Origin of the sequence: Stenotrophomonas panacihumi, from assembly GCF_001431645.1 — a bacterium.
GTDB lineage: Bacteria > Pseudomonadota > Gammaproteobacteria > Xanthomonadales > Xanthomonadaceae > Stenotrophomonas_A > Stenotrophomonas_A panacihumi.
In genome coordinates this window covers 21,653-46,145 of record NZ_LLXU01000024.1, presented here as the reverse complement: position 1 = coordinate 46,145, position 24,493 = coordinate 21,653, and the positions used below count along the sequence as shown (strand labels likewise).

25 protein-coding genes are annotated in these 24,493 nt (G+C 67.5%); 8 read left to right on the top strand and 17 right to left on the bottom strand.

Annotated features, from left to right (window positions below):
* Window positions 1-40 precede the first annotated feature (40 nt).
* Window positions 41-655, bottom strand: coding sequence for a CDP-alcohol phosphatidyltransferase family protein (locus ARC20_RS01225; protein ID WP_057643117.1), 615 nt, complete (start codon window positions 653-655; stop codon window positions 41-43).
* Between the two features lie 103 nt (window positions 656-758).
* Here ARC20_RS01225 and ARC20_RS01220 point away from each other — a divergent pair, with 103 nt between their 5' ends.
* Window positions 759-1,517, top strand: a complete 759-nt coding sequence (locus tag ARC20_RS01220) for a 3-hydroxybutyrate dehydrogenase (protein WP_057643113.1) — start codon at window positions 759-761, stop codon at window positions 1,515-1,517.
* Between the two features lie 169 nt (window positions 1,518-1,686).
* Here the strand turns inward: ARC20_RS01220 and ARC20_RS01215 are convergent, their stop codons facing one another.
* From ARC20_RS01215 to ppsR, 3 genes are all read right to left on the bottom strand, one after another.
* Window positions 1,687-2,172 (bottom strand): NUDIX hydrolase, encoded by a 486-nt coding sequence (locus ARC20_RS01215; RefSeq protein WP_057643107.1) that lies wholly within the window; start codon window positions 2,170-2,172, stop codon window positions 1,687-1,689.
* Between the two features lie 69 nt (window positions 2,173-2,241).
* On the bottom strand, window positions 2,242-2,733 hold the full coding sequence (locus ARC20_RS01210; protein ID WP_057643103.1) for a DUF1249 domain-containing protein: 492 nt from the start codon (window positions 2,731-2,733) through the stop codon (window positions 2,242-2,244).
* A 103-nt stretch (window positions 2,734-2,836) separates the two neighbouring features.
* Window positions 2,837-3,658, bottom strand: a complete 822-nt coding sequence (ppsR, locus tag ARC20_RS01205) for a posphoenolpyruvate synthetase regulatory kinase/phosphorylase PpsR (protein ID WP_057643099.1) — start codon at window positions 3,656-3,658, stop codon at window positions 2,837-2,839.
* 143 nt (window positions 3,659-3,801) lie between these two features.
* Between ppsR and ppsA the strand changes: the two genes are divergently transcribed.
* Both ppsA and ARC20_RS01195 read left to right on the top strand, forming a co-directional pair.
* The gene (gene ppsA / locus ARC20_RS01200; protein WP_057643095.1) at window positions 3,802-6,180 is read left to right on the top strand and encodes a phosphoenolpyruvate synthase; all 2,379 of its coding nucleotides are present in this window, start codon (window positions 3,802-3,804) and stop codon (window positions 6,178-6,180) included.
* Between the two features lie 90 nt (window positions 6,181-6,270).
* Complete coding sequence (locus ARC20_RS01195) at window positions 6,271-7,191, top strand: mechanosensitive ion channel family protein (protein ID WP_057643092.1); 921 nt, start codon at window positions 6,271-6,273, stop codon at window positions 7,189-7,191.
* A 74-nt stretch (window positions 7,192-7,265) separates the two neighbouring features.
* Here the strand turns inward: ARC20_RS01195 and orn are convergent, their stop codons facing one another.
* The 3 genes from orn to mntR are packed head-to-tail and all read right to left on the bottom strand — an operon-like array spanning window position 7,266 to window position 8,860.
* Complete coding sequence (gene orn / locus ARC20_RS01190; protein WP_057643089.1) at window positions 7,266-7,841, bottom strand: oligoribonuclease; 576 nt, start codon at window positions 7,839-7,841, stop codon at window positions 7,266-7,268.
* A gap of 60 nt (window positions 7,842-7,901) precedes the next feature.
* Window positions 7,902-8,351, bottom strand: coding sequence for a tRNA adenosine(34) deaminase TadA (tadA, locus tag ARC20_RS01185; RefSeq protein ID WP_057643200.1), 450 nt, complete (start codon window positions 8,349-8,351; stop codon window positions 7,902-7,904).
* 47 nt (window positions 8,352-8,398) lie between these two features.
* Window positions 8,399-8,860, bottom strand: coding sequence for a manganese-binding transcriptional regulator MntR (mntR, locus tag ARC20_RS01180; RefSeq protein WP_057643083.1), 462 nt, complete (start codon window positions 8,858-8,860; stop codon window positions 8,399-8,401).
* Window positions 8,861-8,995: 135 nt separating this feature from the next.
* On the opposite strand from mntR, the gene ARC20_RS01175 reads away from it, so the two are divergent.
* Together ARC20_RS01175 and ARC20_RS01170 are read left to right on the top strand one after the other, a co-directional pair.
* Entirely contained in the window at window positions 8,996-10,330 is a 1,335-nt protein-coding gene (locus ARC20_RS01175; RefSeq protein ID WP_057643075.1) for an Nramp family divalent metal transporter, read from the top strand.
* A gap of 54 nt (window positions 10,331-10,384) precedes the next feature.
* Window positions 10,385-11,572 carry a low temperature requirement protein A gene (locus tag ARC20_RS01170; RefSeq protein ID WP_108143326.1) on the top strand — a complete coding sequence of 396 codons (1,188 nt, stop codon included), beginning with the start codon at window positions 10,385-10,387 and terminating at the stop codon, window positions 11,570-11,572.
* Window positions 11,573-11,594: 22 nt separating this feature from the next.
* On the opposite strand, the gene ARC20_RS01165 is transcribed toward ARC20_RS01170, so the two are convergent.
* Genes ARC20_RS01165 through ARC20_RS01155 form a run of 3 tightly spaced genes read right to left on the bottom strand, consistent with a single transcriptional unit; the run spans window position 11,595 to window position 12,807 of the window.
* Window positions 11,595-12,011, bottom strand: coding sequence for a GFA family protein (locus ARC20_RS01165; protein ID WP_057643070.1), 417 nt, complete (start codon window positions 12,009-12,011; stop codon window positions 11,595-11,597).
* Window positions 12,012-12,025: 14 nt separating this feature from the next.
* Entirely contained in the window at window positions 12,026-12,490 is a 465-nt protein-coding gene (locus tag ARC20_RS01160) for an SRPBCC family protein (RefSeq protein WP_057643068.1), read from the bottom strand.
* A gap of 2 nt (window positions 12,491-12,492) precedes the next feature.
* Window positions 12,493-12,807 carry an ArsR/SmtB family transcription factor gene (locus ARC20_RS01155; RefSeq protein WP_057643064.1) on the bottom strand — a complete coding sequence of 105 codons (315 nt, stop codon included), beginning with the start codon at window positions 12,805-12,807 and terminating at the stop codon, window positions 12,493-12,495.
* A gap of 366 nt (window positions 12,808-13,173) precedes the next feature.
* Here ARC20_RS01155 and ARC20_RS18105 point away from each other — a divergent pair, with 366 nt between their 5' ends.
* A complete protein-coding gene (locus tag ARC20_RS18105; protein WP_146165799.1) occupies window positions 13,174-13,449 on the top strand; it encodes a hypothetical protein in 276 nt (91 codons plus the stop codon).
* Window positions 13,450-13,603: 154 nt separating this feature from the next.
* Window positions 13,604-13,948, top strand: coding sequence for a hypothetical protein (locus ARC20_RS01150; RefSeq protein WP_146165800.1), 345 nt, complete (start codon window positions 13,604-13,606; stop codon window positions 13,946-13,948).
* Between the two features lie 230 nt (window positions 13,949-14,178).
* Here the strand turns inward: ARC20_RS01150 and guaA are convergent, their stop codons facing one another.
* The 3 genes from guaA to folD all read right to left on the bottom strand — a co-directional run bounded on the left by guaA (window position 14,179) and on the right by folD (window position 18,394).
* Window positions 14,179-15,744 carry a glutamine-hydrolyzing GMP synthase gene (guaA, locus tag ARC20_RS01145; RefSeq protein ID WP_057643060.1) on the bottom strand — a complete coding sequence of 522 codons (1,566 nt, stop codon included), beginning with the start codon at window positions 15,742-15,744 and terminating at the stop codon, window positions 14,179-14,181.
* A 182-nt stretch (window positions 15,745-15,926) separates the two neighbouring features.
* Entirely contained in the window at window positions 15,927-17,384 is a 1,458-nt protein-coding gene (gene guaB, locus ARC20_RS01140) for an IMP dehydrogenase (protein WP_057643059.1), read from the bottom strand.
* A 125-nt stretch (window positions 17,385-17,509) separates the two neighbouring features.
* On the bottom strand, window positions 17,510-18,394 hold the full coding sequence (folD, locus tag ARC20_RS01135) for a bifunctional methylenetetrahydrofolate dehydrogenase/methenyltetrahydrofolate cyclohydrolase FolD (RefSeq protein ID WP_057643055.1): 885 nt from the start codon (window positions 18,392-18,394) through the stop codon (window positions 17,510-17,512).
* 47 nt (window positions 18,395-18,441) lie between these two features.
* Between folD and ARC20_RS01130 the strand changes: the two genes are divergently transcribed.
* Window positions 18,442-18,744: a DUF1244 domain-containing protein gene (locus ARC20_RS01130; RefSeq protein ID WP_057643051.1), complete on the top strand. Its 303-nt coding sequence runs from the start codon at window positions 18,442-18,444 to the stop codon at window positions 18,742-18,744.
* On the opposite strand, the gene ARC20_RS01125 is transcribed toward ARC20_RS01130, so the two are convergent.
* The 4 genes from ARC20_RS01125 to ARC20_RS01110 all read right to left on the bottom strand — a co-directional run bounded on the left by ARC20_RS01125 (window position 18,745) and on the right by ARC20_RS01110 (window position 24,485).
* Complete coding sequence (locus tag ARC20_RS01125) at window positions 18,745-20,589, bottom strand: monovalent cation:proton antiporter-2 (CPA2) family protein (RefSeq protein WP_057643050.1); 1,845 nt, start codon at window positions 20,587-20,589, stop codon at window positions 18,745-18,747.
* Window positions 20,590-20,710: 121 nt separating this feature from the next.
* The gene (gene galU / locus ARC20_RS01120) at window positions 20,711-21,598 is read right to left on the bottom strand and encodes a UTP--glucose-1-phosphate uridylyltransferase GalU (protein WP_057643047.1); all 888 of its coding nucleotides are present in this window, start codon (window positions 21,596-21,598) and stop codon (window positions 20,711-20,713) included.
* The gene (locus ARC20_RS01115) at window positions 21,598-23,505 is read right to left on the bottom strand and encodes a polysaccharide biosynthesis protein (RefSeq protein ID WP_057643044.1); all 1,908 of its coding nucleotides are present in this window, start codon (window positions 23,503-23,505) and stop codon (window positions 21,598-21,600) included. The genes galU and ARC20_RS01115 overlap by 1 nt, the downstream gene beginning before the upstream one ends.
* An 11-nt stretch (window positions 23,506-23,516) precedes the next feature.
* A complete protein-coding gene (locus tag ARC20_RS01110) occupies window positions 23,517-24,485 on the bottom strand; it encodes an MraY family glycosyltransferase (protein ID WP_057643041.1) in 969 nt (322 codons plus the stop codon).
* Window positions 24,486-24,493: the final 8 nt, after the last annotated feature.

The window sequence follows — 24,493 nt, the reverse complement described above, 5'->3', positions numbered from 1 at the left end:
CGGTTCTCCTCGTCGCGTGGCGGTCATCGTGCCGCACGCGTCACGGCTTGGGAATGTGCAGGGTCTTGCTGATCATCAGCGAGCCGGAGAGGGCGTACAGCAGCACCAGCGGGTGCAGCAGCCACGGCCCCAGGCGCCATTCGCCCCACCACAGCGCATCGCCGATGCGGCCGCTGGCGGCGGCCACCACCAGCACGATCACCAGCAGCAGGCTGGTCGGGATCGGCGTGCCCTCGAAGTACTTGACCTTGTCGTCCTCGCCGGAGAGTTCCACCGCGGTGACGTTGTAGCGCGCCAGGCGGCTCACGCCGCAGCACACGAAGTAGCTCAGCACCAGCCAGTCCCAGCCGCCCTGCAGGCCGCAGGCGTAGCCCAGCGCGGCCGGGGCCACGCCGAAGGAGATGACATCGGCCAGCGAGTCCAGCTCGCGGCCCAGCGTGGAAGAGGATTTGCGCCAGCGGGCCACGCGGCCGTCGAGCGCGTCGAAGATGAAGGCCAGCGGGATCAGCGCCATGCCGAACAGCAGGTCGCCGCGATGCCCGTCCTGCAGGAAGCGCATCGCCGCGAAGATCGCGCCGGTGCCGCAGAACGCGTTGGCCAGGGTGAACCAGTCGGCCAGCTGGAAGTCGCGCAACATCGAGAAATGGCGTTTCATGCAAACTCGGGACGGAGGCCGATGCACAGGTTAGCGCGACCGGCGCGCCGCGGCGACGGCTCTCCCCTTCCCCTCCCCAGCCCTTCCCCTACAGGAGACCCGCATGCACCACGTCCTGATCACCGGCGCCGGCAGCGGCATCGGCGCGGGCATCGCCGCCGAGCTGGCCGGCACCGGCCGCCACATCATCGCCAGCGACCTGGATCTCGCCGCCGCAGAGGCGGTCGCCGCGGCGATCCGCGCCGACGGCGGCTCGGCCCAGGCGCTGGCGCTGGACGTCACTTCCGAGGCCAGCGTGGCCGAGGCACTCGGCCGGCTCGCGCGCGGGCCCGACGTGCTGGTCAACAACGCCGGGCTGCAATATGTCTCGCCGCTGGAAACCTTCCCGATGGAGCGCTGGGACCTGCTCGTGCAGGTGATGCTCACCGGCGTGGCGCGGCTCACCCGGGCGGTGCTGCCGGGCATGCGCGAGCGCGGCTTCGGGCGCATCGTCAACATCGGCAGCATCCATTCGCTGGTGGCCAGCCCCTACAAGAGCGCCTACGTGGCGGCCAAGCACGGCCTGGTCGGTTTCTCCAAGGTGCTGGCGCTGGAGACCGCGCACGACGACATCACCATCAACACGCTGTGCCCCAGCTACGTCAAGACGCCGCTGGTGGACAGGCAGATCGCCGACCAGGCCAAGTCGCGCGGCATCCCGGAAGCGGAGGTGGTCGACAAGGTGATGCTGGCGCCGATGCCGAAGGGGCGCTTCATCGAGTACGACGAACTGGCCGGGACCATCGCGTTCCTGTCCTCGCCGTCGGCCCGCAACATCACCGGGCAGACGCTGGCGATCGACGGCGGATGGACCGCGCAATGACGTGAAAAAAAGTGAAAAAAGCGTGGCCAATTATTCGCCAAGCTACTTGACAGCCAGGCGGGCCGGGGGCTGCCGGCGATTATCCAAACAGTTGTCCACATCCCATGTGGATAGTCTGAACGGTTGACAAAACCCGCGGGGCGCGTCGTCCGGCGCCCGCCGCCCGCGCTCAGCGCGAGAACGACCAGGACTGCATGCGGCCATCGCGATACGGCATCACCCCGTGGAACGGACGCGGGTCGCCATCGAACACCAGCGGCAGGAAGTGGCGGTCGCCTTCCCACATCGGCAGCTCGTGCAGGCGGTCCAGCGGCACCCATTCCAGGGTGCCTTCCGGATTGGAGGCCAGGGTGTCGCCGCGGTAGCGGTCGATCACGAACACGAAGCCCAGCCAATCCTCGCCGTGCTTGCCGAAGCCCGGCCAGCTCACCGTGCCGCGCAGCTGCATCGACTCGCACTCGATGCCGGCCTCCTCGCGCAGCTCGCGGCGCATGCCGGCCATGACGTCCTCTTCCGGCTCGACCTTCCCGCCCAGGCCGTTGTACTTGCCCAGGTGGTGGTCACCGGGGCGGGCGTTGCGGTGGATCATCAGGACCTGGCGGCCATCGGCGGACAGCACATAGCCGAGGGTGGCGACGATGGGGGTGTAAGGCATGGGCGGTCGAACAGGCGAAAGGGCGGCAGTATGACCCAAGCCGCCGGGCCGGCGCCGCGCCGGGGTGGCTCAGCCGGCCTGCAGCGCGGCCAGGCCCGGTTCGACCGGGCGCAGGCGCGCCACGCCGTGGCCGCGTTCGGCCAGGTATTCCAGCCACTTGCCGAGGAAGGTGTTCATCCGCATGCGGTGGTTGATGAGCTCGTCCGGCGGCGGGTACAGGCCCATGACGTCCTGCCAGCGGCGGCCGACATAGCAATGCGTGGTCTCGGCCTGGCGGGCGTCGCGGTACACGCGCACGTACGCCGAAGGGTCCGGCTCGCCGGTGACCGGGTCGCACAGGTCGTAGGTCAGCCGCATCTCCACCGTGTAGGGGTGGCGCTCGAGCACTTCCAGGCGCAGGTCCAGGCCGTCGCCGACGCTGGAGAGGTAGCTGCCGGTGGCCAGGTCGGCCGGGGCGAACAGCCGGGTCAGGTGGACGTAGTTCTCCGCATACAGGCCCATCAGCCAGCCGAAACGGCTCAGCCGGGGGATGCGTTCGTGGCGGGCATGGACGTGCTGCATGGGGCCGATCCTACACGCTGCGCCGCAACAGCGGCAGCATTGAAAAGCGGCCGCCGCGACCCTATCTTGAAGGCTCCCCGACGCCCTCCCCGCCCGGCCCGCGCTAGAACATTTCGCGCTGCAGGCCGAAGGTCGTCAGCACCTTGCTGGAAATCTCCTCGATGGAGGTATGCGTGGTGCTCAGCGTGGGGATCCGCTCCATCTGGAACATCTGCTCGGCGGCGGCCACTTCGCGCCGGCAGGTCTCCGGCGCGCAATAGCGCGAGTTCGGGCGGCGCTCCTGGCGGATCTGCTGCAGGCGCTCCGGGTCGATGGTCAGGCCGAACAGCTTGCGCCGGTACGCGCGCAGCCGCGGCGGCAGGCGGTCCGATTCCAGGTCCTCGTCGGTGAGCGGGTAGTTCGCCGCCTTCACCCCGTAATGCAGCGCCAGGTAGATGCACGTCGGCGTCTTGCCGGCGCGCGACACCGCCACCAGGATCACATCGGCCTCGTCGTAATCCAGCGCCACGCCGTCGTCGTGGCTGAGCGCGAAGTTCATCGCGTTGATGCGGCGGTGGTAGGTCTCGAAATCGACCATGCCGTGCGCACGGCCCACGCGCGAATGGCGCGGGCTGTTGAGCTCGCGCTCCAGCGGCTCGATGAAGGGCGCGAACACGTCCAGCATCAACGCCCCGCTCTCGGCCAGGATCAGGCTCAGCTGCGGGTCCACGCAGGAGTTCACCACGATCGGGCGCACCTGGTAGCGCTCACCGGCGGTCACGATCCGCTGGCAGGCCTCGCGCGCCTTGTCTGGATCGTCGATGAACGAAAGACGGTCGGTGACGAAGCTGAAACCGGTGAACTGCGTGAGCAGGCTATGCCCAATGGTTTCAGCGGTGATACCGGTTCCATCGGACACATAGAACACCGGCCGGGACGTGGACATGGGCTTCACTCGCGGGTATGGAACGGGTTTATCGCAAATCTGCAACCTTGTGCGGGATTGCTTGCGCACTGCATCATAGTGGCTTCTTCCTACGGACGCGGCCATGCAGCCCGCTCGGGCGATGGCCATACGGAGCATCGCGCTTGAACGAGAATATCCTGTGGTTGCATGAGCTGCGCCTGGCCGACCTGGCCCGCGTGGGTGGCAAGAACTCTTCGCTGGGCGAAATGATCGGCAACCTCGCCGGCCTGGGCGTCTCCGTCCCGGGCGGTTACGCCACCACCGCGCAGGCCTTCAAGGCCTTCATCGCGCACAACGACCTCTCCAAGCGCATCTTCGACAAGCTGGCCACGCTGGACGTGGAAGACGTCAACGCCCTCACCGTGGCGGGCCGCGAGATCCGCGGCTGGGTCATCGACGCGCCGCTGCAGCCGGACCTGGACAAGGACATCCGCGACGCCTACGCCAAGCTGTGCGCCGAGAACGGCGGCGGTGAAGTGGCCGTGGCCGTGCGCTCCTCGGCCACCGCCGAGGACCTGCCGGATGCCTCCTTCGCCGGCCAGCAGGAAACCTTCCTCAACGTGACCGGCGCCGACGATGTCGTGCACAAGGTCAAGGAAGTCTTCGCCAGCCTCTACAACGACCGCGCCATCGCCTACCGCGTGCACCACGGCTTCAAGCACGAGGACGTGTTCCTCTCGGCCGGCGTGCAGCTGATGGTGCGTTCGGACGTCGGCGCCTCCGGTGTGCTGTTCACCCTGGACACCGAGTCCGGCTTCCGCGACGTGGTGTTCGTCACCGCCAGCCTGGGCCTGGGCGAGATGGTCGTGCAGGGCGCGGTGAACCCGGACGAATTCTATGTCTACAAGCCCACCCTGCAGGCCGGCAAGCCGGCGATCCTGCGTCGCACGCTCGGCAGCAAGGCCCTGCGCATGGTGTATTCGGACAAGCCGGGCGAGCGCGTGCGCACCGAGGACACGCCGGTCGAGCTGCGCGGCAAGTTCTCCATCAGCGACGCCGACGTGCAGGAACTGGCCAAGCAGTCGCTGGTGATCGAAAAGCACTACGGCCGCCCGATGGACATCGAGTGGGCCAAGGACGGTGTCAGCGGCAAGCTGTTCATCGTGCAGGCGCGCCCGGAAACGGTGAAGTCGCGCAGCCATGCCACGCAGATCGAGCGCTACGCGCTCTCGCAGCGCGGCGAGGTGCTGTCCGAAGGCCGCGCCATCGGCCAGAAGATCGGCGCCGGCGTGGCCCGCGTGGTGCGTTCGCTCGATGACATGAGCCGCGTGCAGCCGGGCGACGTGCTCGTGGCCGACATGACCGACCCGGACTGGGAGCCGGTGATGAAGCGCGCCAGCGCCATCGTCACCAACCGCGGCGGCCGCACCTGCCACGCGGCGATCATCGCGCGCGAGCTCGGCGTGCCCGCCGTGGTCGGCACCGGCAACGCGCTGGAGCTGATCAAGGACGGCACCGAGGTCACCGTGAGCTGCGCCGAAGGCGATACCGGCTACATCTACGCCGGCAAGCTGGACTTCGAGCGCACCACCACGGACCTGGGCAACATGCCGCCGGCGCCGCTGAAGATCATGATGAATGTCGCCAACCCGGAACGCGCGTTCGATTTCGGCCAGCTGCCCAACGCCGGCATCGGCCTGGCGCGCCTGGAGATGATCATCGCCAGCCACATCGGCATCCATCCGAACGCGCTGCTGGAATATGACAAGCAGGACGCCGAGACGAAGAAGAAGATCGACGCGAAGATCGCCGGCTACGGCGACCCGGTGGATTTCTACGTCAACCGCCTGGCCGAGGGCATCGCCACGCTGACCGCCTCGGTGGCGCCGAACACCGTGATCGTGCGCCTGTCGGACTTCAAGTCCAACGAATACGCCAACCTGGTCGGTGGCAACCGCTACGAGCCGCATGAAGAGAACCCGATGATCGGCTTCCGCGGCGCCAGCCGTTACGTCGACCCGTCGTTCTCGGCCGCGTTCGCGCTGGAGTGCCGCGCGGTGCTGAAGGTGCGCAACGAGATGGGCCTGGACAACCTCTGGGTGATGATCCCGTTCGTGCGCACGCTGGAAGAAGGCCGCAAGGTGCTGGAGGTGCTGGAGAAGAACGGCCTCAAGCAGGGCGAGAATGGCCTGAAGATCATCATGATGTGCGAGGTGCCGTCCAACGCGCTGCTCGCCGATGAGTTCCTGGAGATCTTCGACGGCTTCTCCATCGGCTCCAACGACCTCACCCAGCTTTCGCTCGGCCTGGATCGCGATTCGTCGATCGTCGCGCACCTGTTCGACGAGCGGAACCCGGCGGTGAAGAAGCTGCTCTCGATGGCGATCAAGGCCGCGCGCGCCAAGGGCAAGTACGTCGGCATCTGCGGCCAGGGCCCGTCCGATCACCCGGACCTGGCCGAATGGCTGATGCAGGAAGGCATCGAGTCGGTGTCGCTCAATCCCGATACCGTCGTCGATACGTGGCTGCGCCTGGCCAAGCTGAAAGCCGCCACGGCCTGACGTCACCTTGATCCATCGGCCGTTACATTGGCCTTACGCAAGCCCCGCCCTGCGGGGCTTGCTGTTTTCAGCGACAGGAGAACATGCACGATGACCCAGGCCGCCCCCGCTGCCCCGACTTTCCTCGAACCGCTCGCGCCCTCCTCATGGCTGCATGGCGTGAACTGGCAACACTTGCTGGAGACCTACGGCGTGCCCGCGCTTGCGGCGCTGGTCGTGCTGCTGGTCGGCCTGTGGCTCGCCAAGCGTGTCTCCAACCTCGTGCCGATCGCCACCGGGCGCGTCGGCGCCGACCCGATGCTGGGCAATTTCCTGCGCAACGTGGCCTACGTGGCGGCGCTGGTGATCGTGGTGGTGGTGGCGATCGCCACGCTGGGCGTGCCGGTCTCGCCGCTGCTCGCGGTACTGGGTACCGCCGGCCTGGCCGTGGGCCTGGCGCTGAAGGATTCGCTGTCCAACATCGCCGCGGGCGTGATGCTGGTGACGCTGCGGCCGTTCCATGTCGGTGACGTGGTGACGGTCGCCGGGCAAACCGGCACGGTGGAATCGGTGCGCATCTTCCAGACCGTGCTCAACGGCGCGGACCTGCAGCGCTTCACCATTCCCAACAACCTGATCACCGCCGCGCCGATCATCAACCTCACCGCGCAGCCGAACCGCCGCGTCGAACTGGTGGTGGGCATCGGCTACGAGGACGACATCGCGCACGCGCGCGAGATCGTGATGGGGCTGATCAAGGCCGAGCCGCGCGTGCTGCAGCAGCCGGCGGCCGACGTGGTGGTCTACGAGCTGGCTACGAATTCGGTGAACCTGGGCATCCGCTGCTTCGTGAAGGCCGGTGACTGGTTCGGCGTGAAGGTGACGCTGCTCGAGCAGATCAAGGGCGCCTTCGACAAGGCCGGCATCAACATCCCCTACCCGCAGCAGGACATGCACCTGTACCTGCATGGCGGCGACGGCAAGCAGATCGACTTGAAGGCGCTGGTGCGCGACGCGCCGCAGGGCAGCTGAAGGGTCAACGGGTCGCGGCTGACGCCGCGCCCGCGCGGGTCATCCCATCGCGACGACGGTGGGATGGCCGCGGCTTACGCCTCGCCCGGCAGGCCGGCCAGTTCGCCCATGAAGCGGCGGTAGTGGCGCAGTTCGTCGATCGAATCGTGCACGTCGCTCAGCGCGGTGTGGTTCGAAGTCTTGGCAACGCCGGCCAATACCTGCGGCGACCAGCGGCGCGCGAGTTCCTTGATCGTGGACACGTCGAGGTTGCGGTAGTGGAAGTAGCGCTCCAGGCGCGGCATCTGGCGATGCAGGAAGCGGCGGTCCTGGCAGATCGAGTTGCCGCACATCGGCGAAGCACCGGCGCCGATCCACTGCTGCAGGAACGCGATCGTCTGCGCCTCGGCCTGGCCGAGCGTGATGTCGCTGTCGAGCACGCGCTGCCACAGGCCCGAGCGGCGGTGCTGGTTGCGGTTCCACTCGTCCATCGCTTCCAGCGTGGCCAGCGGATGGGAGATGGCGTACTCGGGTCCCTCGGCAAGCACGTTGAGCTGGGCGTCGGTGACGACGGTGGCGATCTCGATGATGGAGTCGCGATCCGTATCCAGCCCGGTCATCTCCAGATCGATCCAGATCAACCGGTCATTGCCCGCCGTGATTGCCGCCATGTCCCTTCCGTGCAGTCCCATAGTGAGAACTGCATCATACCCCGCAACTTCCGCCCGCGGTCAGAGCGCCGGCTTGCCGCGCTTGGCGCGGAAGTAGTTGGTGAGCCGTCGGCTGGCTTCTTCGGCCATCACGCCGCTGTCCACCTGCACGCGATGGTTGTGGCGCGGGTCGGCGAGCAGGTCGAACACGCTGCCGGCGGCGCCGGTCTTCGGGTCGGGGGCGGCATACACCACGCGTGCCACGCGCGCATGCACGATCGCCATGGCGCACATCGCGCACGGCTCCAGGGTCACGTAGAGGGTGCAGCCGACCAGGCGATGGTTGCGCAGCCGCTGGCCGCCTTCGCGCAGCGCCATGATCTCGGCATGCGCGCTGGGGTCGTGGCTGGCGATGTTGTAGTTCCAGCCCTCGCCCAGCCGCTCGCCGCCGGGGCCGACCAGGATCGCGCCGACCGGGATTTCGTCGAACTCGCGCTCCGCGCGTTCGGCCAGCGCCAGGGCCTCGCCCATCCAGTAGGCATCGGCCTGCGGGCCGGGCGGCGGCGCGGGCGCCGCGCTCACTGGCCTTCCTGGCGGCGCACGAACGCTTCGAACGCCGCCAGCGTGGCTTCGCTCACGTGGTGCTCGATGCCCTCGGCGTCGCGCCGCGCGGTGTCGATGTCGATGCCCAGCGCCAGCAGGAAGCGCTCGACCGTCTGGTGGCGCTGCCGGCATTCGGCCGCCAGCTGCTCGCCGGCCGGGGTGAGGAACACGCCGCGATACGGGCGCTGGACCACCCAGCCGTCGCGAACCAGCCGCTTGAGCATCTTGGCTACCGTCGGCTGGGCCACGCCCATGCGCGCGGCGATGTCGACCTGCCGCGCCTCGCCGCCATCGACCAGCAGGTCGGAGATCAGCTCGACGTAGTCCTCCACCAGCTCGGTGCGATGCGCTTCGCGGACCTGGCGGAAACGGTCCAGGTGCACGTGCGCGTCGACCAGCGCGGGCGCGGGGTCGGCGGGTTTGTCGGTCTTGCCCATTCATCGGTCCTGCGCGCGGCGATGCGCCGCCCCGCTATTTTGCGGCACGGCGCCTATGAAGACGATCCAAATTGCCAATGCTCAACAATATAGCGAATGCTATATGATGCGGCCGTACCCATCCCGGGCTGCCCGATGTCCCATGACGCCACCCCGCTGAAGACCCGTTGGCCGGCCTCCGCGCCGAGCCTGGGCGAGATGCACCGCAGCGTGCCCGTGCCCAACGGGGGGCGCTGGTGGCATCGGCTGTTCGCGTTCCTGGGGCCGGGCTACATGGTGTCGGTCGGCTACATGGACCCGGGCAACTGGGCCACCGACATCGCCGGCGGCGCGCATTTCGGTTACCTGCTGCTTTCGGTGATCCTGCTCTCCAACGTGATGGCCATCGTGCTGCAGGCCCTCTCGGCGCGGCTGGGCATCGGCAGTGGCCTGGACCTGGCGCAGGCCTGCCGCGCGAACTACTCGCGCCCGGTGAATCTCGGGCTGTGGGGCATCTGCGAGGCGGCGATCATCGCCTGCGACCTGGCCGAAGTGATCGGCACCGCGATCGCCTTGAAGCTGCTGTTCGGCATCCCGCTGCTGTGGGGTGCGGTGATCACCGCGGTGGACGTGGTGCTCGTGCTCTTCCTGATGAACCGCGGCTTCCGCGCGCTGGAGGCGTTCGTCATCGCGCTGCTGGCGATCATCTTCGCGTGCTTCGCGGTGCAGATCGCGCTGGCCGCCCCGCCGGTGGCCGAGGTACTCGGCGGCTTCATCCCGCGCGCGCAGGTGGTGACGGACCCGACCGCGCTGTACATCGCCATCGGCATCCTCGGCGCCACGGTGATGCCGCACAACCTCTACCTGCATTCGTCCATCGTGCAGACGCGCGCCTTCCCGCGCACGGATGAAGGCCGCCGCTCGGCGCTGCGCTGGGCGGTCACCGACAGCACGCTCGCGCTGATGCTGGCGCTGTGCATCAACGCGGCGATCCTGATCCTGGCGGCGGCGGTCTTCCATGCCAACGGCCGCTTCGACGTGCAGGAGATCGAGCAGGCTTACGAGCTGCTCGCCCCGATGCTCGGTGTCGGCCTGGCGTCTACCCTGTTCGCCGTCGCGCTGCTCGCCTCGGGCATCAACTCGACCGTCACCGCCACGCTGGCCGGGCAGATCGTGATGGAAGGCTTCCTGCACCTGCGGCTCAAGCCGTGGATGCGTCGGCTGCTGACGCGCGGCATCGCCATCGTGCCGGTGGTCATCGTGGCCGCGCTGTACGGCGATGCGGGCACCGCGCGGCTGCTGGTGCTGAGCCAGGTGATCCTGTCGATGCAGCTGCCGTTCGCCGTGGTGCCGCTGGTGCGCTTCGTGTCGGACCGCAAGCTGATGGGCGTGCTGGTCGCCCCGCGCTGGCTGGTGCGCATCGCGTGGGGCATGGCCGCGCTGATCATCGCGCTCAACCTCAAGCTGCTGACCGATACGTTCCTGCACTGAATCGCGACGTCCGGCTAGAGTAGGCCGGCCTTCTCGATGGCCGGAGTGACCCGGATGCCCGCCCCGCTGCCCGCCGACGCCCTGCTGCGCCACCGTGACGGGCACCATGCCCGGGTGACCTACGTCGAGCTGTTCTTCGACCTGGTCTACGTGTTCGCGGTGACGCAGGTCAGCCACCTGCTGCTGCACCATCTCGACGCGCTCGGCGCGCTGCAGACGCTGATCGTCTGGTTCGCGGTCTGGCTCGGCTGGCAGTACACCTGCTGGGCGAGCAACTGGTTCGACCCGGACAAGCCCGCGATCCGCGGCCTGATGTTCACCATGATGCTGCTGGCCATGTTGATGGCCGCGGCGATTCCCGAGGCGTTCGGCGAACGCGCGCTGGTGTTCGCCGGCAGCTATGTGGCGATCCAGTTCGGGCGCACCGTCTACTTGCGCTGGCTGCTGCGCGGCGGGCACGCGCTGGCCCCGAACTACAGCCGCATGGTCGGCTGGCTGGGGATTGCGGCCGTGTTCTGGATCGCCGGTGCGCTGGCGCCATCGCTGCCGTGGCGGATGGGGCTGTGGATCGTGGCGATCCTGTGCGAATACGGCTCGCCGATGTTCGGCTTCGCCCTGCCCGGCCTGGGACGCTCGCGCACCGCGGAGTGGACGATCGAAGGCGGCCACCTGGCCGAACGCTGCCAGCTGTTCGTGATCGTCGCGCTGGGCGAAACCCTGCTCGCCAGCGGCGCCACGCTGGCCGACAGCACGCAGTGGCGGCCGGACGTCCTCTCCGCGTTGGCGGCGACCTTCTTCGGCACGCTCGCCTTGTGGTGGCTGTACTTCGGTACGTCCAGTGACGCCGCGACGCGCCGCATCACGCATTCCGATGACCCGGGCCGGCTGGGCGCGCAGTTCCACTACGTCCACGCGATCCTGGTGGCCGGCATCATCGTCAACGCGGTCGGCAACGACCTCGTGCTGGCGCACCCGCATGGGCATCCGGAGGCTGGGCAAATCGGCGCGCTGCTGGCGGGGCCGGCGATCTACCTGCTGGGCAGCGCGGTGTACAAGCGCGTGGTGTACGGCAGGTGGCCGCGCTCGCACCTGCTTGCCGCGCTGCTGCTGGTGGTCATCGCGCCGTGGGCGTCGCGTTTCGAGTTGCTGACGCTGGGCTGGTTCACCACCGTGCTGCTGGCGATGACCGGGCTATGGGAGATGCGGGCCGCGCGCACGCACGCCCCGCCAACGCGTGCATGAGTGCTTGAAACGGCCGACCGCTTCAGCCCGGCGGCATGTGTTCGAACACCGTCAGCGATGCCGACTGGGCATCCCAACTCGGCGCGGCGGCGTGGTAGGTCAGCACCTGCGGCGCGAAGCGCTCCGGCATGTCCAGGCTGCCCGCGTGCACCGCGATGAGATCGGGCATCGCGACGAAGCGAAGGAACACCGGACAGCCGCAGGCTGGGCAGAAACCGTGACGCTTGATCCGGCCGCTATCGCCCGCGACATCCCACCACGTCGCTTCGCCGGCAAGCGTCATCCCTGCGCGACCGGCGAAGGTCAGGTAAGACCCATGACCGGTGCCGCTGCGTCGTTGGCAATCGCGACACTGGCAGTGGTTCTGGAAGATCGGCGCCTGCGGGGTCTCGTAACGCAGCGCGCCGCATGCGCAGCCGCCGCTATAGAGCGTGCTCATCGCAATCTCCCGCGTCAGGCGGCCTTGGGCTTGGCGAACACATCCATGCCCTGCCCGGTTTCCAGCAGCGACTTCAGGCTCGACAGCACGATCGGCCAGCCCTGCTGGATGCCCTTTGCCATGCCGCTGCCGGCTTCCAGCTCACTGTGGGTGACCGTGAGCCGCACCATGTCTTCATACGGCACGATGTCGAAGGCGACGCGGCTGTAGGCCTGCGGATCCTCCGCCTGCGATGCGTTGGCCCAGGTGATGACCAGCCGCGACGGCGGCGAATGCTCCACCACCTTGCCGACGAGCTGCACCGTGCGCTGCGCGTCGTCGCGCACATGTTGCCATTGGGCGCCAGGCTGCCAGTCGGACACGTTCTCGTGGCCCCAGTAGCGGCGCGCGATCTCCGGACGGGTAATGGCGTCGAACACCTTCTCCGGCGTGGAACGGATATAGGTGACGTAGACGAAACTGATCTTCTCGGGGTTCATGGTCACGTTCCTTCGAGTTCCTGTTTCAGGTCATGCAGCAGGCTCAGGCGCTGCTGTTCGAATTTACGCACCCACCGTTCGTAGACCTCGTGCAGCGGCACGGGGTTGATGAAATGCAGCTTCTCGCGGCCGCGGCGCACCGTGCTCACCAGGTGGGCGTCTTCGAGAATCCCGATGTGCTGGGTCACTGATTGCCGCGCCATGTCCAGGTGCTCGCACAACTGGCCGAGGGTCTGGCCGTTGCGCTCGCACAGCAGGTCCAGCACGCGGCGGCGGGTGGGATCTCCCAGTGCCTTGAAAACCTTGTCGGCGTCCATTCGATGCGGTGGTGGGTGGGATGGACTATAGGCAGGTAAATGCCTGCATGTCAAGCAGGCCATTTCCACGAGCCATGGCGGTGCCGGACAGGCTGACCCACGCTCGCTCCTGGCGTAGAGCGGACGCCGAGATCGATCGGGCGCATGCTCGAGTGCTAACGTCGGCTTCCCGACCCGTAGCGGACATGCGTATGTCCCGGTCACCGAGTCCAATTGGCGCTAGGGGAATAGATGCCGTCATGCATACTTCGAGTTTCAGGATCGACAAGAAAGGTCCGCAAATTTCTTGCCGCCTCGTCAATTAAGCCAATCCGAGTATTTTGGAAAGGCGAGCCGAGCAGCCCGAAGAGTCGCGGCCTCATTAAAATGTCTGGCTTCAATATGAGATTGTCGGCTGCTGAAGGTTTGGTTGCTCAATCAACACAAGTCGTCAAATTCATCCGAAAGCACAAGGACGACATACTTCTTATTAGAAGCCTTAGTTTCTCTTCGGTCACCATAGATTTCGGCTTGTATGACCTTGCTAATGAGGACCGACCTTGGCCGTCCTATCGGCTTCCCGCCGCCATCGTCAAGCTGGCTGCTGATTTGGGTGGCGACATTGAGCTTTCTTTCTATGGGGCGCAGCCGGATGCTCCCTAACAGCTCGTTCAAGCCGAACCCGCTTCGCGGCTCAGCGTAAACGCCCGCTTGTGGCCGGGAGCAGTCGTGGGGTTGATCGAGCCGCCAGGCCGGTCACCGGCGTCCTGTTACGCCTCACTGTGGGCTTAACTCAGGAATTGGGAGCGATATGACAGTGTCGAAGAGTCTCACGTCCTACCTTCTGCTCGTTGGCGCCTGCCAGATCATTGTCGGTGTGCTTGCACTCTACTGGGCTTTGCCGTTGTTCGGAGATCCACCATTCCTTGGAAACGGCCTGGTAAAGGAGTACATCCCGATCAGGGCCGCATTGTCGGATAACGCCTCATTACGTGAAGCACTACCAGCACTCCGGTCAAAGCTTGAATGGCTTTTCGCCCGGCACACCGAGGGCGTTTTGGTCGCCATGTTCCTTGGCGCCACGTCGCTTGCTCTGGGTGTGATCTCGGTCTTAATCGGCATTCGTCCGCACGTTGCGATGGTCAATCGCCGTGACGAGTAATGTCCGCGTCCGAACCTGACCCTTGCTCCCGGCGCAGTAGCCGGCGCACCGTCCTCCATCCACGAGATCAATAGGATCGGCGGAGCTGTGTCAGGCACAGGAGCAACATCGCCGTTTCCAGCGAAAAAAAATCGGGCCCAGCATCCCGGGCCCGATTCCTTGAAAGTAAGCCACGTACCGACCACCCAACATCCCGGGGTCATTCCATCACGGCGCCCTTCCCTATCAACTCACTCCCACTCGATCGTCGCCGGCGGCTTGCCGGAGATGTCGTACACCACGCGCGACACGCCACGCAGTTCGTTGATGATGCGGTTGCTCACCGTACCCAGGAACTCGTACGGCAGGTGCGCCCAGTGCGCGGTCATGAAGTCGATGGTCTCCACCGCGCGCAGCGCGATCACCCACTCGTAGGCACGCGCGTCGCCCACCACGCCCACCGACTTCACCGGCAGGAACACCGCGAACGCCTGGCTGGTCTTGTCGTACAGGTCGGCCTTGCGCAGTTCGTCGATGAAGATCGCATCGGCGCGCGCCAGCAGTTCGGCGTACTCCGGCTTCACTTCGCCCAGGATGCGCACGCCCAGGCCCGGGCCCGGGAACGGATGGCGATACACCATCGTGCGCGGCAGGCCCAGCTCGACACCCAGGCGGCGCACCTCGTCCTTGAACAGCTCGCGCAGCGGCTCGACCAGGCCGAGCTTCATGTGCTCCGGCAAGCCGCCCACGTTGTGGTGGCTCTTGATGACGTGCGCCTTGCCGGTCTTGCTGCCGGCCGATTCGATCACGTCCGGGTAGATCGTGCCCTGCGCCAGCCACTTGGCGTTCTTCAGCTTGTTTGACTCTTCCTCGAAGATCTCGACGAACAGGTTGCCGATGATCTTGCGCTTGGCTTCCGGGTCGCTGACGCCTTCCAGCGCCTTGAAATAACGATTGGCCGCGTTGACGCGCACGACCTTCACGCCCATGTGCTCGGCGAACATCGCCATCACCTGGTCGCCTTCCTGCCAGCGCAGCAGGCCGGTGTCGACGAACACGCAGGTCAGCTGCTCGCCGATCGCCTTGTGCAGCAGCGCGGCGACCACCGAGGAATCCACGCCGCCGGACAGGCCGAGGATCACCTCGTCGCTGCCGACCTGCTCGCGCACGCGGGCGATCTGGTCGTCGATGATGTTGGCCGCGGTCCACAGCGTGGCGCAGCCGCACACGTCCACCACGAAGCGACGCAGCAGCGCCTGGCCTTGCAGCGTGTGGGTCACCTCCGGATGGAACTGCACGCCGTACCAGCGCTTGTCCTCGTTGGCGAAGGCGGCCACCGGGATGCGGTCGGTGACGGCGGTGATGGTGAAGCCCGGGGGCGCCTGGGAGACGTGGTCGCCGTGGCTCATCCACACGTTCAAACGCGGCGCGCCGCCGTGATCGCTCAAGCCGGAGAACAGCGCATCGGCGTGCACCACCTCGACCTCGGCGTGGCCGAACTCGCGCTGATCCGCCGCTTCGGTCGCGCCGCCCAACTGCGCGGCCATGGTCTGCATGCCGTAGCAGATGCCCAGCAGCGGCAGGCCCGAATCGAAGACCTGCTGCGGCGCGGCGGGCGCGCCCGGCAGCGTGGTCGATTCCGGGCCGCCGGACAGGATGATGCCCTTGGCGCCATAGGCGGCGATCTCGGCCGGATCGTGGTCCCATGCCCAGATCTCGCAGTAAACGCCCAGCTCGCGGATGCGGCGGGCGATCAGCTGCGTGTACTGCGCACCGAAATCGAGGATGAGGATCTTGTCGTTGTGGATGTTGGTCATGGGGCCGGCCACCTTCGGGTTCCTGATACGGAAACGCGCGCCATCTCCAGATCGCGCGCGTCACTTCGATTACTCAACGTCTGCCATCCTGGCGCCACATTTCCGGCTTCGGAAACTCCGGCCCGGCCATCCATGGCCGGGCGTGCGGCGACGCGCGAGGCATGCCTCGCAAACGCGTCGCCTTACCCCGCGCGGTAGTTCGGCGGTTCCTTGGTGATCTGCACGTCGTGGACGTGGCTCTCACGCTGGCCGGCGCCGGTGATCTTCACGAACTTCGGCTTGCTGCGCATGTCCTCGATGGTGGCGCAGCCGACATAGCCCATGGTCGCGCGCAGGCCACCGATGAGCTGGTGGACGATGCTGCTGACCGGGCCGCGGTACGGCACGCGGCCTTCGATGCCTTCCGGCACCAGCTTGTCGGCGTCGGAGGCGTCCTGGAAGTAGCGGTCCTTGGACCCCTTCTCCATCGCCGCCAGCGAGCCCATGCCGCGGTAGCTCTTGTAGCTGCGGCCCTGGAACAGTTCGACTTCGCCCGGCGCTTCCTCGGTGCCGGCGAACAGGCCGCCGATCATCACCGTCGACGCGCCGGCGGCCAGCGCCTTGCCGATGTCGCCCGAATAACGGATGCCGCCATCGGCGATCAGCGGGATGCGGTCCTGCAGCGCCTCGGCCACCATGTCCACGGCGGTGATCTGCGGCACGCCGACACCGGCGACCACGCGGGTGGTGCAGATCGAGCCCGGACCCACGCCGACCTTCACCGCGTCGGCACCGGCGTCCATCAGCGCCAGCGCGGCGTCGCCGGTGACGATGTTGCCGCCGATGACCTGCAGCTGCGGGAACTGCTTCTTGGCCCAGGCCACGCGGTCGAGCACGCCCTGCGAATGGCCGTGCGCGGTGTCGACGATGATCACGTCCACGCCGGCGGCGGCCAGCGCCTCGATGCGGCGCTCGGTGTCGCCACCCACGCCGACCGCGGCGCCGACCAGCAGGCGGGTCGCGGCGTCCTTGGCGGCGTTCGGGTAGTCGGACTTCTTCTGGATGTCCTTCACCGTGATCAGCCCGCGCAGCGCGAAGTCGTCATTGACGACCAGCACCTTCTCGATGCGGTTCTTGTGCAGGAGCTTGAGCACTTCCTCGGAGGCTTCGCCTTCCTTGACCGTGATCAGGCGATCCTTCTTGGTCATGATGTGGCGGACCGGATCGTCCAGCTCGGTCTCGAAGCGCATGTCGCGGTGGGTAACGATGCCGACCAGCTGGCCGCCATCCACTACCGGCACGCCGGAGATGTTGCGCGCGCGGGTCAGCGCAAGCACGTCGCGGATGGTGGTTTCCGGGCCGACGGTGATCGGGTCGCGGATCACGCCCGATTCGTACTTCTTGACCGAGGCGACTTCCGCCGCCTGCTGCTCCACCGTCAGGTTCTTGTGGATGATGCCGATGCCGCCCATCTGGGCCATGGCGATGGCCAGGCGGGCTTCGGTCACCGTGTCCATGGCGGCCGAGACGATCGGCAGCTTCAGCCGAAGATTGCGCGTCAGCCGGGTTTCCAGGCTGACGTCCTTCGGCAGGACGGTCGAGTGGGCGGGGACGAGCGAAACGTCGTCGTACGTGAGAGCTTCAGCCTGGATGCGCAGCATCGGCGGACCCGAGTGTTCTAGGAGAAGCGCGACATTTTACCCTGAAACACGCGCCGTTGACACCCGTCCACGACACGCCGCGTGCAATGCAGCGTTACGTCGCAACGCCGCCGGGCGGATGCCGTTCAGCCGGCGGCGTCGGCCGCCTCGAGGGTGTTCTGCATCAGCGTGGCCACGGTCATCGGGCCCACGCCGCCCGGGACGGGCGTGATCCAGCTGGCCCGGGCAGCCGCGGCCTCGAAGCCGACATCGCCGACCAGGCGGCCGTCGTCCAGGCGGTTGATGCCCACGTCGATAACCACCGCGCCCGGCTTGACCCACTCGCCCGGGATCAACCCCGGCCGGCCCACCGCCACCACCAGGATGTCGGCATTGCGCACCGAGGCCTCCAGCACCTCCGGCGGGGTGAACTTGTGGCAGCTGGTCACCGTGCAGCCGGCGATCAGCAGCTCCAGGCCCATCGGCCGGCCCACGTGGTTGCTGACGCCCACGATGGTGGCGTTGCGGCCCCGCACCGGCTGGTCGGTATGGCTGAGCAGGGTCACGATGCCGCGCGGCGTGCACGGGCGCAGGCCGAACTCGCGCAGCGCCAGGTGGCCCACGTTCTGCGGATGGAAGCCATCCACGTCCTTGCGCGGGTCGATGCGCTGGATCAGCCGGTTGGCGTCCGGGATGCCCGGCAGCGGCAGCTGGATCAGGATGCCGTGGATCTTCGGGTCGGCATTGAGCTGGTCGATCAGGCGGCTCAGCTCGGCCTCGGTGGTGCCGGCCGGCAGGTCGTAGTCGAACGCTTCGATGCCGACCTTCTCGGCGGCGCGGCGCTTGTTGCGCACGTACACCGCCGATGCCGGATCACCGCCCACCAGCACCACCGCCAGGCCGGGCCGGGACTTGCCGGCGGCCAGGCGTGCATCCACCCTCGCCTGCAGCTGGTCCAGCAGCTCCTCGGCAATGCGGCGTCCATCGAGGATGCGGGCCGGGGCGGCAGTGGCGGGCACGAAGGCGGTCATGGGCGGCGGTGTAAAGTCGGGGGCCGCCTATTGTCCCCGATTCCGCCATGAACGACACCACCGCGCTTGAGGCCGCCGCCTTCCGCCGCCTGCTCCAGCACCTCAACCAGGACCGCGCGGACGTGCAGAACATCGACCTGATGATCCTGGCCGGCTTCTGCCGCAACTGCCTGGCCGACTGGTACCGCGAAGCGGCCGACGAGGCCGGCGTGCCAATGGACAAGGCGCAGGCCCGCGAGGCGATCTACGGCATGCCGTTCGAGGATTGGAAGCGCCTGCACCAGCGCGACGCCACGCCGGAGCAGCTGGCCGCGTTCGCCCAGGCGCAGGCGGCCCACCCGAAGGCGTGATCAGCCGGCGTCGTCGTCCACGGTATCGGCCGGCACTTCTTCCGGGTTGAGCGTGCGGCTGCGCCGCTTGGGCGGCGTGAACGGCGTCGGCCGCGGCACGCCGGGCTGGTTGCCGAACACCATCTTCGCGCCGGCCATCAGGTTGCCGCCGGCCATCTCCAGCTCGAAGCGTTCCGCATCGCGCTTGCGGATTTCCTCGGCGATGGTCGCCGCCTCGTCTTCGTCCACGCCCAGCTCGATCAGTGCGGCGCTGCCGAACTGCACGGCCGATTCGAAGGTTTCGCGGATCTGGAAATCGACGCCGGCGTGGATCAGGCCCAGCGAGTGCTCGCGGTCGTACGAGCGCACCAGCAGCCGGGCCTGCGGGAATTCGTCACGCACCAGCTCGACGATGCGATCGGTGGCTTCCTTGCGGTCGGTGCACACGGCGATCGCCCGCGCGGTGCCGGCGCCGGAGGCACGCAGCACGTCCAGCCGCGTGCCGTCGCCGTAGTAGATCTTGAAACCGAATTCCTCGGCGCTGCGGATCATCTCGATGTCGTTGTCGATGATGGTCACGTCCACGTCGCGCGCCAGCAGCGACTGGCTGGCCACCTGGCCGAAACGGCCGAAGCCGATCACCAGCACGCTGGCGCTCTGCCCGGACACGGCTTCGATGCCCTCCAGCGAAGGCTTCGCCGCCGGCGTCAGGCGCCGCTGCAGCAGCACGAACAGCGGCGTCAGCGCCATCGACAGCACCACGATGGCGGTGAGGCTCGCATTGACCCGCGCTTCGATCACCCCGACCGCCGCGGCGGCGCCGAACAGCACGAAGGCGAACTCGCCGCCCTGCGCCATCAGCACGCCGCGGTCGATCGCCTGGTGGTGGTCGCTGCCGGTGAGGCGCGCGACGACGTAGATGCACACCGCCTTGCCCACCATCAACGTGAGCACGCCCATCGCGATGAAGCGCCAATCCTGCAGCACCACCGACACGTCCAGCGCCATGCCCACGCCGAGGAAGAACAGCCCGAGCAGGATGCCGCGGAAGGGTTCGATGTCGGCCTCGATCTGGTGGCGGAACGTCGATTCGGACAGCAGCACGCCGGCCAGGAACGCGCCCATCGCCATCGACAGCCCGCCCAGCTGCATCAGCAGCGCCGCGCCGAGCACCACCAGCAGCGCGGCGGCGGTCATCACCTCGCGCGCGCCGGCCTGGGCCAGGATGCGGAACAGCGGATTGAGCAACCAGCGCCCCGCCGCGAGCAGGCCGATGATGCAGCCAGCGCCAATGGCGATCGCCTTCCAGCGTTCGGCCGGCGAGACCTCCATGCCGGCCGGCGCCATCAGCGCGACGATCGCCAGCAGCGGCACGATGAGCAGGTCCTCGAACAGCAGGATCGAGACGATCTTCTGGCCCGAAGGCAGCGTCAGGTCACCGCGTTCGGACAGCAGCTGCATCACCACGGCGGTCGAGGTCAGCACGAAACCGGCCGCGCCGATGAACGCCACCGGCGCGCGCAGGCCCAGCACGTACATGCCCAGCAGCGTCAGGCCGGCGGCGCACACGGCGATCTGCAGCGTGCCCAGCCCGAAGATCTCGCGGCGCAGGCTCCACAGGTGCGAGGGCCGCATCTCCAGGCCGATGACGAACAGGAACATCACCACGCCCAATTCGGCGACGTGGAGGATGGACTGCGGGTCGTTGAACCAGCCGAAGCCGAACGGGCCGATGACCAGGCCGGCGGCCAGGTAGCCGAGCACGGAACCCAGGCCCAGCTTGCGAAAAATGGGAATGACCACCACCGCCGCGCCGAGCAGCGCGACGACGTTGACCAACTGGTGGGTATCGGCAGGGGCGCTCATGCCCGGATTCTAGCCTGCCCTCGCCCGCGCCTCGCCGGATTGCGCACACCCGTGCCATCGGCGGAAATGAAAAGGCGGCGCTCGCGCGCCGCCTTCCCGGTCAAGCCATGGCGGAGCGACCTCAGGCGGTCGCGCCCTCCAGCGCCGCGCGCAGGACGTCGCGGGCCGGGCCACGCAGCTTCTCGTGCTCGAGCGCGAAGTGGATCGTCGCCTCGATCAGGCCCAGGTGCGCGCCGCAGTCGAAACGACGGCCCTGGAAGCGATAGGCGTCGACCTGCTCGGTCTTGAGCAGCTCGGCGATGGCGTCCGTCAGCTGGATCTCGCCGCCGGCGCCCGGCTTGACGTTCTCCAGCAGGTCGAAAATGCGCGGGCTGAGCACGTAGCGGCCGACGACGGCCAGGTTGCTCGGCGCCACTTCCGGCTTGGGCTTCTCGACGATGGCATTGATGCGGCCGCGGCTGCCGTCGAAGGCATCGGTGGCCACGATGCCGTAGCTGGCGGTCTTCTCGTGCGGCACGTCTTCCACGGCGATCACGCTGCCGCCGGTCTGTTCGGCGACATCGGCCATCTGCTTCAGCGCGCCGGGACCCCGGTTCCACATCAGGTCGTCCGGCAGCAGCACCGCGAACGGCTCGTCACCGACGATCGGCTTGGCACACAGCACCGCATGGCCCAGGCCCAGCGCTTCGGCCTGGGTCACGAACACGGCGCGAACGCCGTTGGGCAGCACGTGGCGCACCAGTTCCAGCTGCTCGTTCTTGCCGGCGCGCTCGAGCTTCTGCTCCAGCTCGTAGGCCTTGTCGAAGTAATCGGCCACCGCATGCTTGTAGCGGTTGGTGACGAAGATCAGGGTATCGCAACCGGCCTCGATGGCCTCGTCGACCGCGTACTGGATCAACGGCCGATCGATGATCGGCAGCATCTCCTTGGGAACCGTCTTGGTCGCCGGCAGGAACCGGGTGCCAAGACCTGCCACCGGGAACACGGCCTTGCGGATGCGCTTGTTCATCAAATTCTTCTGACCTCGCGTGCGGGGAAAGGAACCACGGTGGCCGAGCGCTCGCTTTGGCTATCGCGCGCGGCCGAGAAATCGGGCAGGAAATTGCCGAGGATCGCCTCCATGGCGTCCATGTCGTAGCGGTCCACCGCCTCGCGCAGGCGCGCGACATGCTGCAGCACCTGCTCTTGCGGGAACTGCCGGGCGTCGGCTTCCAGGATCTTGGGGTGCAACGTCGGGCGGTAGTTCTCGTCGGCGTAGAACAGCGTCTCGTGCAGCTTCTCGCCGGGGCGCAGGCCGGTGTAAACGATCGCCACTTCCTGGCCCGGCTGCTTGCCGGCCAGGCGGATCATCTGCTCGGCCAGCAGGCGGATCGGCACCGGCTCGCCCATGTCCAGCGTGTAGATCGCGCCATGCGACGCCGAGGCGGCCGCCTGCACGATCAGCTGGCAGGCCTCGGGGATGGTCATGAAGTAGCGCGTCACTTCCGGGTGGGTCACGGTGACCGGCCCGCCCTGGCGGATCTGCTCGCGGAACAGCGGCACGACGCTGCCCGCCGAATCGAGCACGTTGCCGAAGCGCACGGTGACGAAGCGCGTGGTGGCGTTCCGCGCATCCAGGCTCTGGCAGATCATCTCGGCGTAGCGCTTGGTCGCGCCCAGTACGTTGACCGGCTCGACCGCCTTGTCGGTGGAAATGAAGAGGAACGTGCCCACGCCGGCCTGCACGCAGCTGGTGGCCACGTTGTGGGTGGCGAGCACGTTGTTGCGCACGGCCTCGCGCAGCTGGCCTTCCAGCAACGGCACCTGCTTGTAGGCGGCGGCATGGAACACCGCGTCCGGGCTGGCGCTTTCCAGCGCATAGCGCATCACCGCCGGGTCGCCGCAGTCGCCGAGCACGCGCACGACTTCCACCTCCGGGAACAGGCGGCGCAGGTCCGAGTCGATGGTGAGCAGTGCCAGTTCGTCCACTTCCAGCAGCACGACGCGCCGCGCACCGTGGCGCGACACCTGGCGGCAGACTTCCGAACCGATCGAGCCACCGGCGCCGGTGACCAGCACGGTCTTGCCGGTCAGCCAGCTGCGCACGAGCTTCCAGTCCGGCGTCACCGGCTTGCGGTTGAGCAGGTCCTCGATGGCCACCTCGCGCAGCTCGCCGGGCAGCGAACGGCCTTCGAGCACGTTCGTCAGCTTGGGCACCATGCGGAACGGCAGGCCGGTGCTCTCGCAGATCGCCACGACGCGCTGCAGGCCCGGGGCGTCCAGCGAAGGAATGGCGATGATGATCAGCTTGGCCGCGGTCTCGCGCGCGATGGACGGCGCGTTGGCGATCGACCCCAGCACCGGCAGGCCCTGGATGTTGGCGCCGTGCAGCTGGCTGGCATCGTCCAGAAAGCCGACCGGCAGGAATGCGCCAGTGCGGCGCAGGTCGCGCACCAGGGCTTCGGCCGCGCGGCCGGCGCCCAGGATCAGCACGCGCTGGTTGACGTCGGCCGAGTGGGCAATCTGGTAGTCGCGCCAGGCGCGGTACAGCAGGCGCGGCGTGCCCAGCAGCGCCGACAGCGCGAACGGATACACCACCAGCACCGACATCGGTACGCCCTGGAAGCGATCCACCGCCAGCGCCAGCACGATGGCAACCATGCCCAGGAAGCTGGCCTTGAAGATGTTCCAGAGGTCGGGAACGCTGGCGAAGCGCCACAGGCCGCGATACAGGCCCACGCGCCAGAACACCAGGCCCTGGGCGATCAGCACGACGGCGGTACGCCAGTCCCACATCGGCAGGTCCGGGGCGTCGCGCAGCATCGAATAGCGGCCGGCGTGCAGAAGCTGCCAGCAGATCCACACCATCAGCAGGTCGTGGAAGACGACCGCGACTTTGGGCATGGAGCGGGTGAAACGGTCACGCCAAGATGTCATGTATCGATCCGTCAATGGTCGCGTAATCCTTTACGCAGGAGGAGCCAGATCGTCGATGCCACAACCAGCCAGACGATCGATCCAACAGCCTCCCACCTCGGCTGCAGTGCTTGCAGGCGGAAGAATAAGGCAATCGCGATACCGCTGAAAACTGCATACCCCAACGTGACCGGGGCGTGACCGAACCGACGTGCCAGCCGCTGGTAGACATGCTGCGCATGCGGCTCCCACCAACGCTGACCGGAGAGCATGCGGGCAGCCAACGTGAAGCCTGCGTCTACGAGAAAGGTGCCCAGCGGCAGCCACAACGACCAGGGGCCGAGTCCTGCCACCAGCCCCAGCCCGAACAGCACGGCCAGCGCGAACCCCAGGCCACCACTGCCGCCATCGCCGAGGAAGATGCGTGCGCGCGGGAAGTTGAAGGGCAGGAAACCCAGGCATGCCGCGGCCAATGCCCAGCCCAGCCAGGACAGCGGGACGGGCAGCACCCACGCATAGGCCACCGCGGCCAGCATGGCCTGCGTCACGGCCAGCCCGTTGATGCCGTCCATGAAGTTCCAGACGTTGACCAGGCCCACCGCGAACAGCCCTGCCAGCACGCCCATCCACACCTGCCCACCCAGATGCCAAACGAGCAGGCTCCATCCGGCCGCGGCCAGCAGGTGCACCAGCAGGCGCCAACGGGCCGACAGCGGGCGATGGTCATCCCACCAGCCGATCCCCGCGACGAGCGCGAAGCCGGCGGCAGCCCCTGCCATGGGCAAGCGCTGCACCGGCCATTGCCACAGTGCCCATGCCACGGCGACCAGCAAGGCACCCACGATGGCCATGCCGCCGCCACGCGGCGTGGCGACCTGGTGGCTGCGCCGCTCGCCCGGCTGGTCCACCAACTGGCGACGCAGCGCATAGCCGCGCGCGGCCCAGGTGCCCAGCGCGGACAAGGCGCACACGATGGCGCAACCGCCCCACAGATCGATCATCGAGTCCT

Coding starts and splice junctions, on each gene's coding strand:
- ARC20_RS01225 (WP_057643117.1), bottom strand. CDS start 655: ATGAAACGCCATTTCTCGATGTTGCGCGACTTCCAGCTGGCCGACTGG.
- ARC20_RS01220 (WP_057643113.1), top strand. CDS start 759: ATGCACCACGTCCTGATCACCGGCGCCGGCAGCGGCATCGGCGCGGGC.
- ARC20_RS01215 (WP_057643107.1), bottom strand. CDS start 2,172: ATGCCTTACACCCCCATCGTCGCCACCCTCGGCTATGTGCTGTCCGCC.
- ARC20_RS01210 (WP_057643103.1), bottom strand. CDS start 2,733: ATGCAGCACGTCCATGCCCGCCACGAACGCATCCCCCGGCTGAGCCGT.
- ppsR (WP_057643099.1), bottom strand. CDS start 3,658: ATGTCCACGTCCCGGCCGGTGTTCTATGTGTCCGATGGAACCGGTATC.
- ARC20_RS01195 (WP_057643092.1), top strand. CDS start 6,271: ATGACCCAGGCCGCCCCCGCTGCCCCGACTTTCCTCGAACCGCTCGCG.
- orn (WP_057643089.1), bottom strand. CDS start 7,841: ATGGCGGCAATCACGGCGGGCAATGACCGGTTGATCTGGATCGATCTG.
- tadA (WP_057643200.1), bottom strand. CDS start 8,351: ATGGGCGAGGCCCTGGCGCTGGCCGAACGCGCGGAGCGCGAGTTCGAC.
- mntR (WP_057643083.1), bottom strand. CDS start 8,860: ATGGGCAAGACCGACAAACCCGCCGACCCCGCGCCCGCGCTGGTCGAC.
- ARC20_RS01175 (WP_057643075.1), top strand. CDS start 8,996: ATGTCCCATGACGCCACCCCGCTGAAGACCCGTTGGCCGGCCTCCGCG.
- ARC20_RS01170 (WP_108143326.1), top strand. CDS start 10,385: ATGCCCGCCCCGCTGCCCGCCGACGCCCTGCTGCGCCACCGTGACGGG.
- ARC20_RS01165 (WP_057643070.1), bottom strand. CDS start 12,011: ATGAGCACGCTCTATAGCGGCGGCTGCGCATGCGGCGCGCTGCGTTAC.
- ARC20_RS01160 (WP_057643068.1), bottom strand. CDS start 12,490: ATGAACCCCGAGAAGATCAGTTTCGTCTACGTCACCTATATCCGTTCC.
- ARC20_RS01155 (WP_057643064.1), bottom strand. CDS start 12,807: ATGGACGCCGACAAGGTTTTCAAGGCACTGGGAGATCCCACCCGCCGC.
- ARC20_RS18105 (WP_146165799.1), top strand. CDS start 13,174: ATGTCTGGCTTCAATATGAGATTGTCGGCTGCTGAAGGTTTGGTTGCT.
- guaA (WP_057643060.1), bottom strand. CDS start 15,744: ATGACCAACATCCACAACGACAAGATCCTCATCCTCGATTTCGGTGCG.
- guaB (WP_057643059.1), bottom strand. CDS start 17,384: ATGCTGCGCATCCAGGCTGAAGCTCTCACGTACGACGACGTTTCGCTC.
- folD (WP_057643055.1), bottom strand. CDS start 18,394: ATGACCGCCTTCGTGCCCGCCACTGCCGCCCCGGCCCGCATCCTCGAT.
- ARC20_RS01130 (WP_057643051.1), top strand. CDS start 18,442: ATGAACGACACCACCGCGCTTGAGGCCGCCGCCTTCCGCCGCCTGCTC.
- ARC20_RS01125 (WP_057643050.1), bottom strand. CDS start 20,589: ATGAGCGCCCCTGCCGATACCCACCAGTTGGTCAACGTCGTCGCGCTG.
- galU (WP_057643047.1), bottom strand. CDS start 21,598: ATGAACAAGCGCATCCGCAAGGCCGTGTTCCCGGTGGCAGGTCTTGGC.
- ARC20_RS01115 (WP_057643044.1), bottom strand. CDS start 23,505: ATGACATCTTGGCGTGACCGTTTCACCCGCTCCATGCCCAAAGTCGCG.
- ARC20_RS01110 (WP_057643041.1), bottom strand. CDS start 24,485: ATGATCGATCTGTGGGGCGGTTGCGCCATCGTGTGCGCCTTGTCCGCG.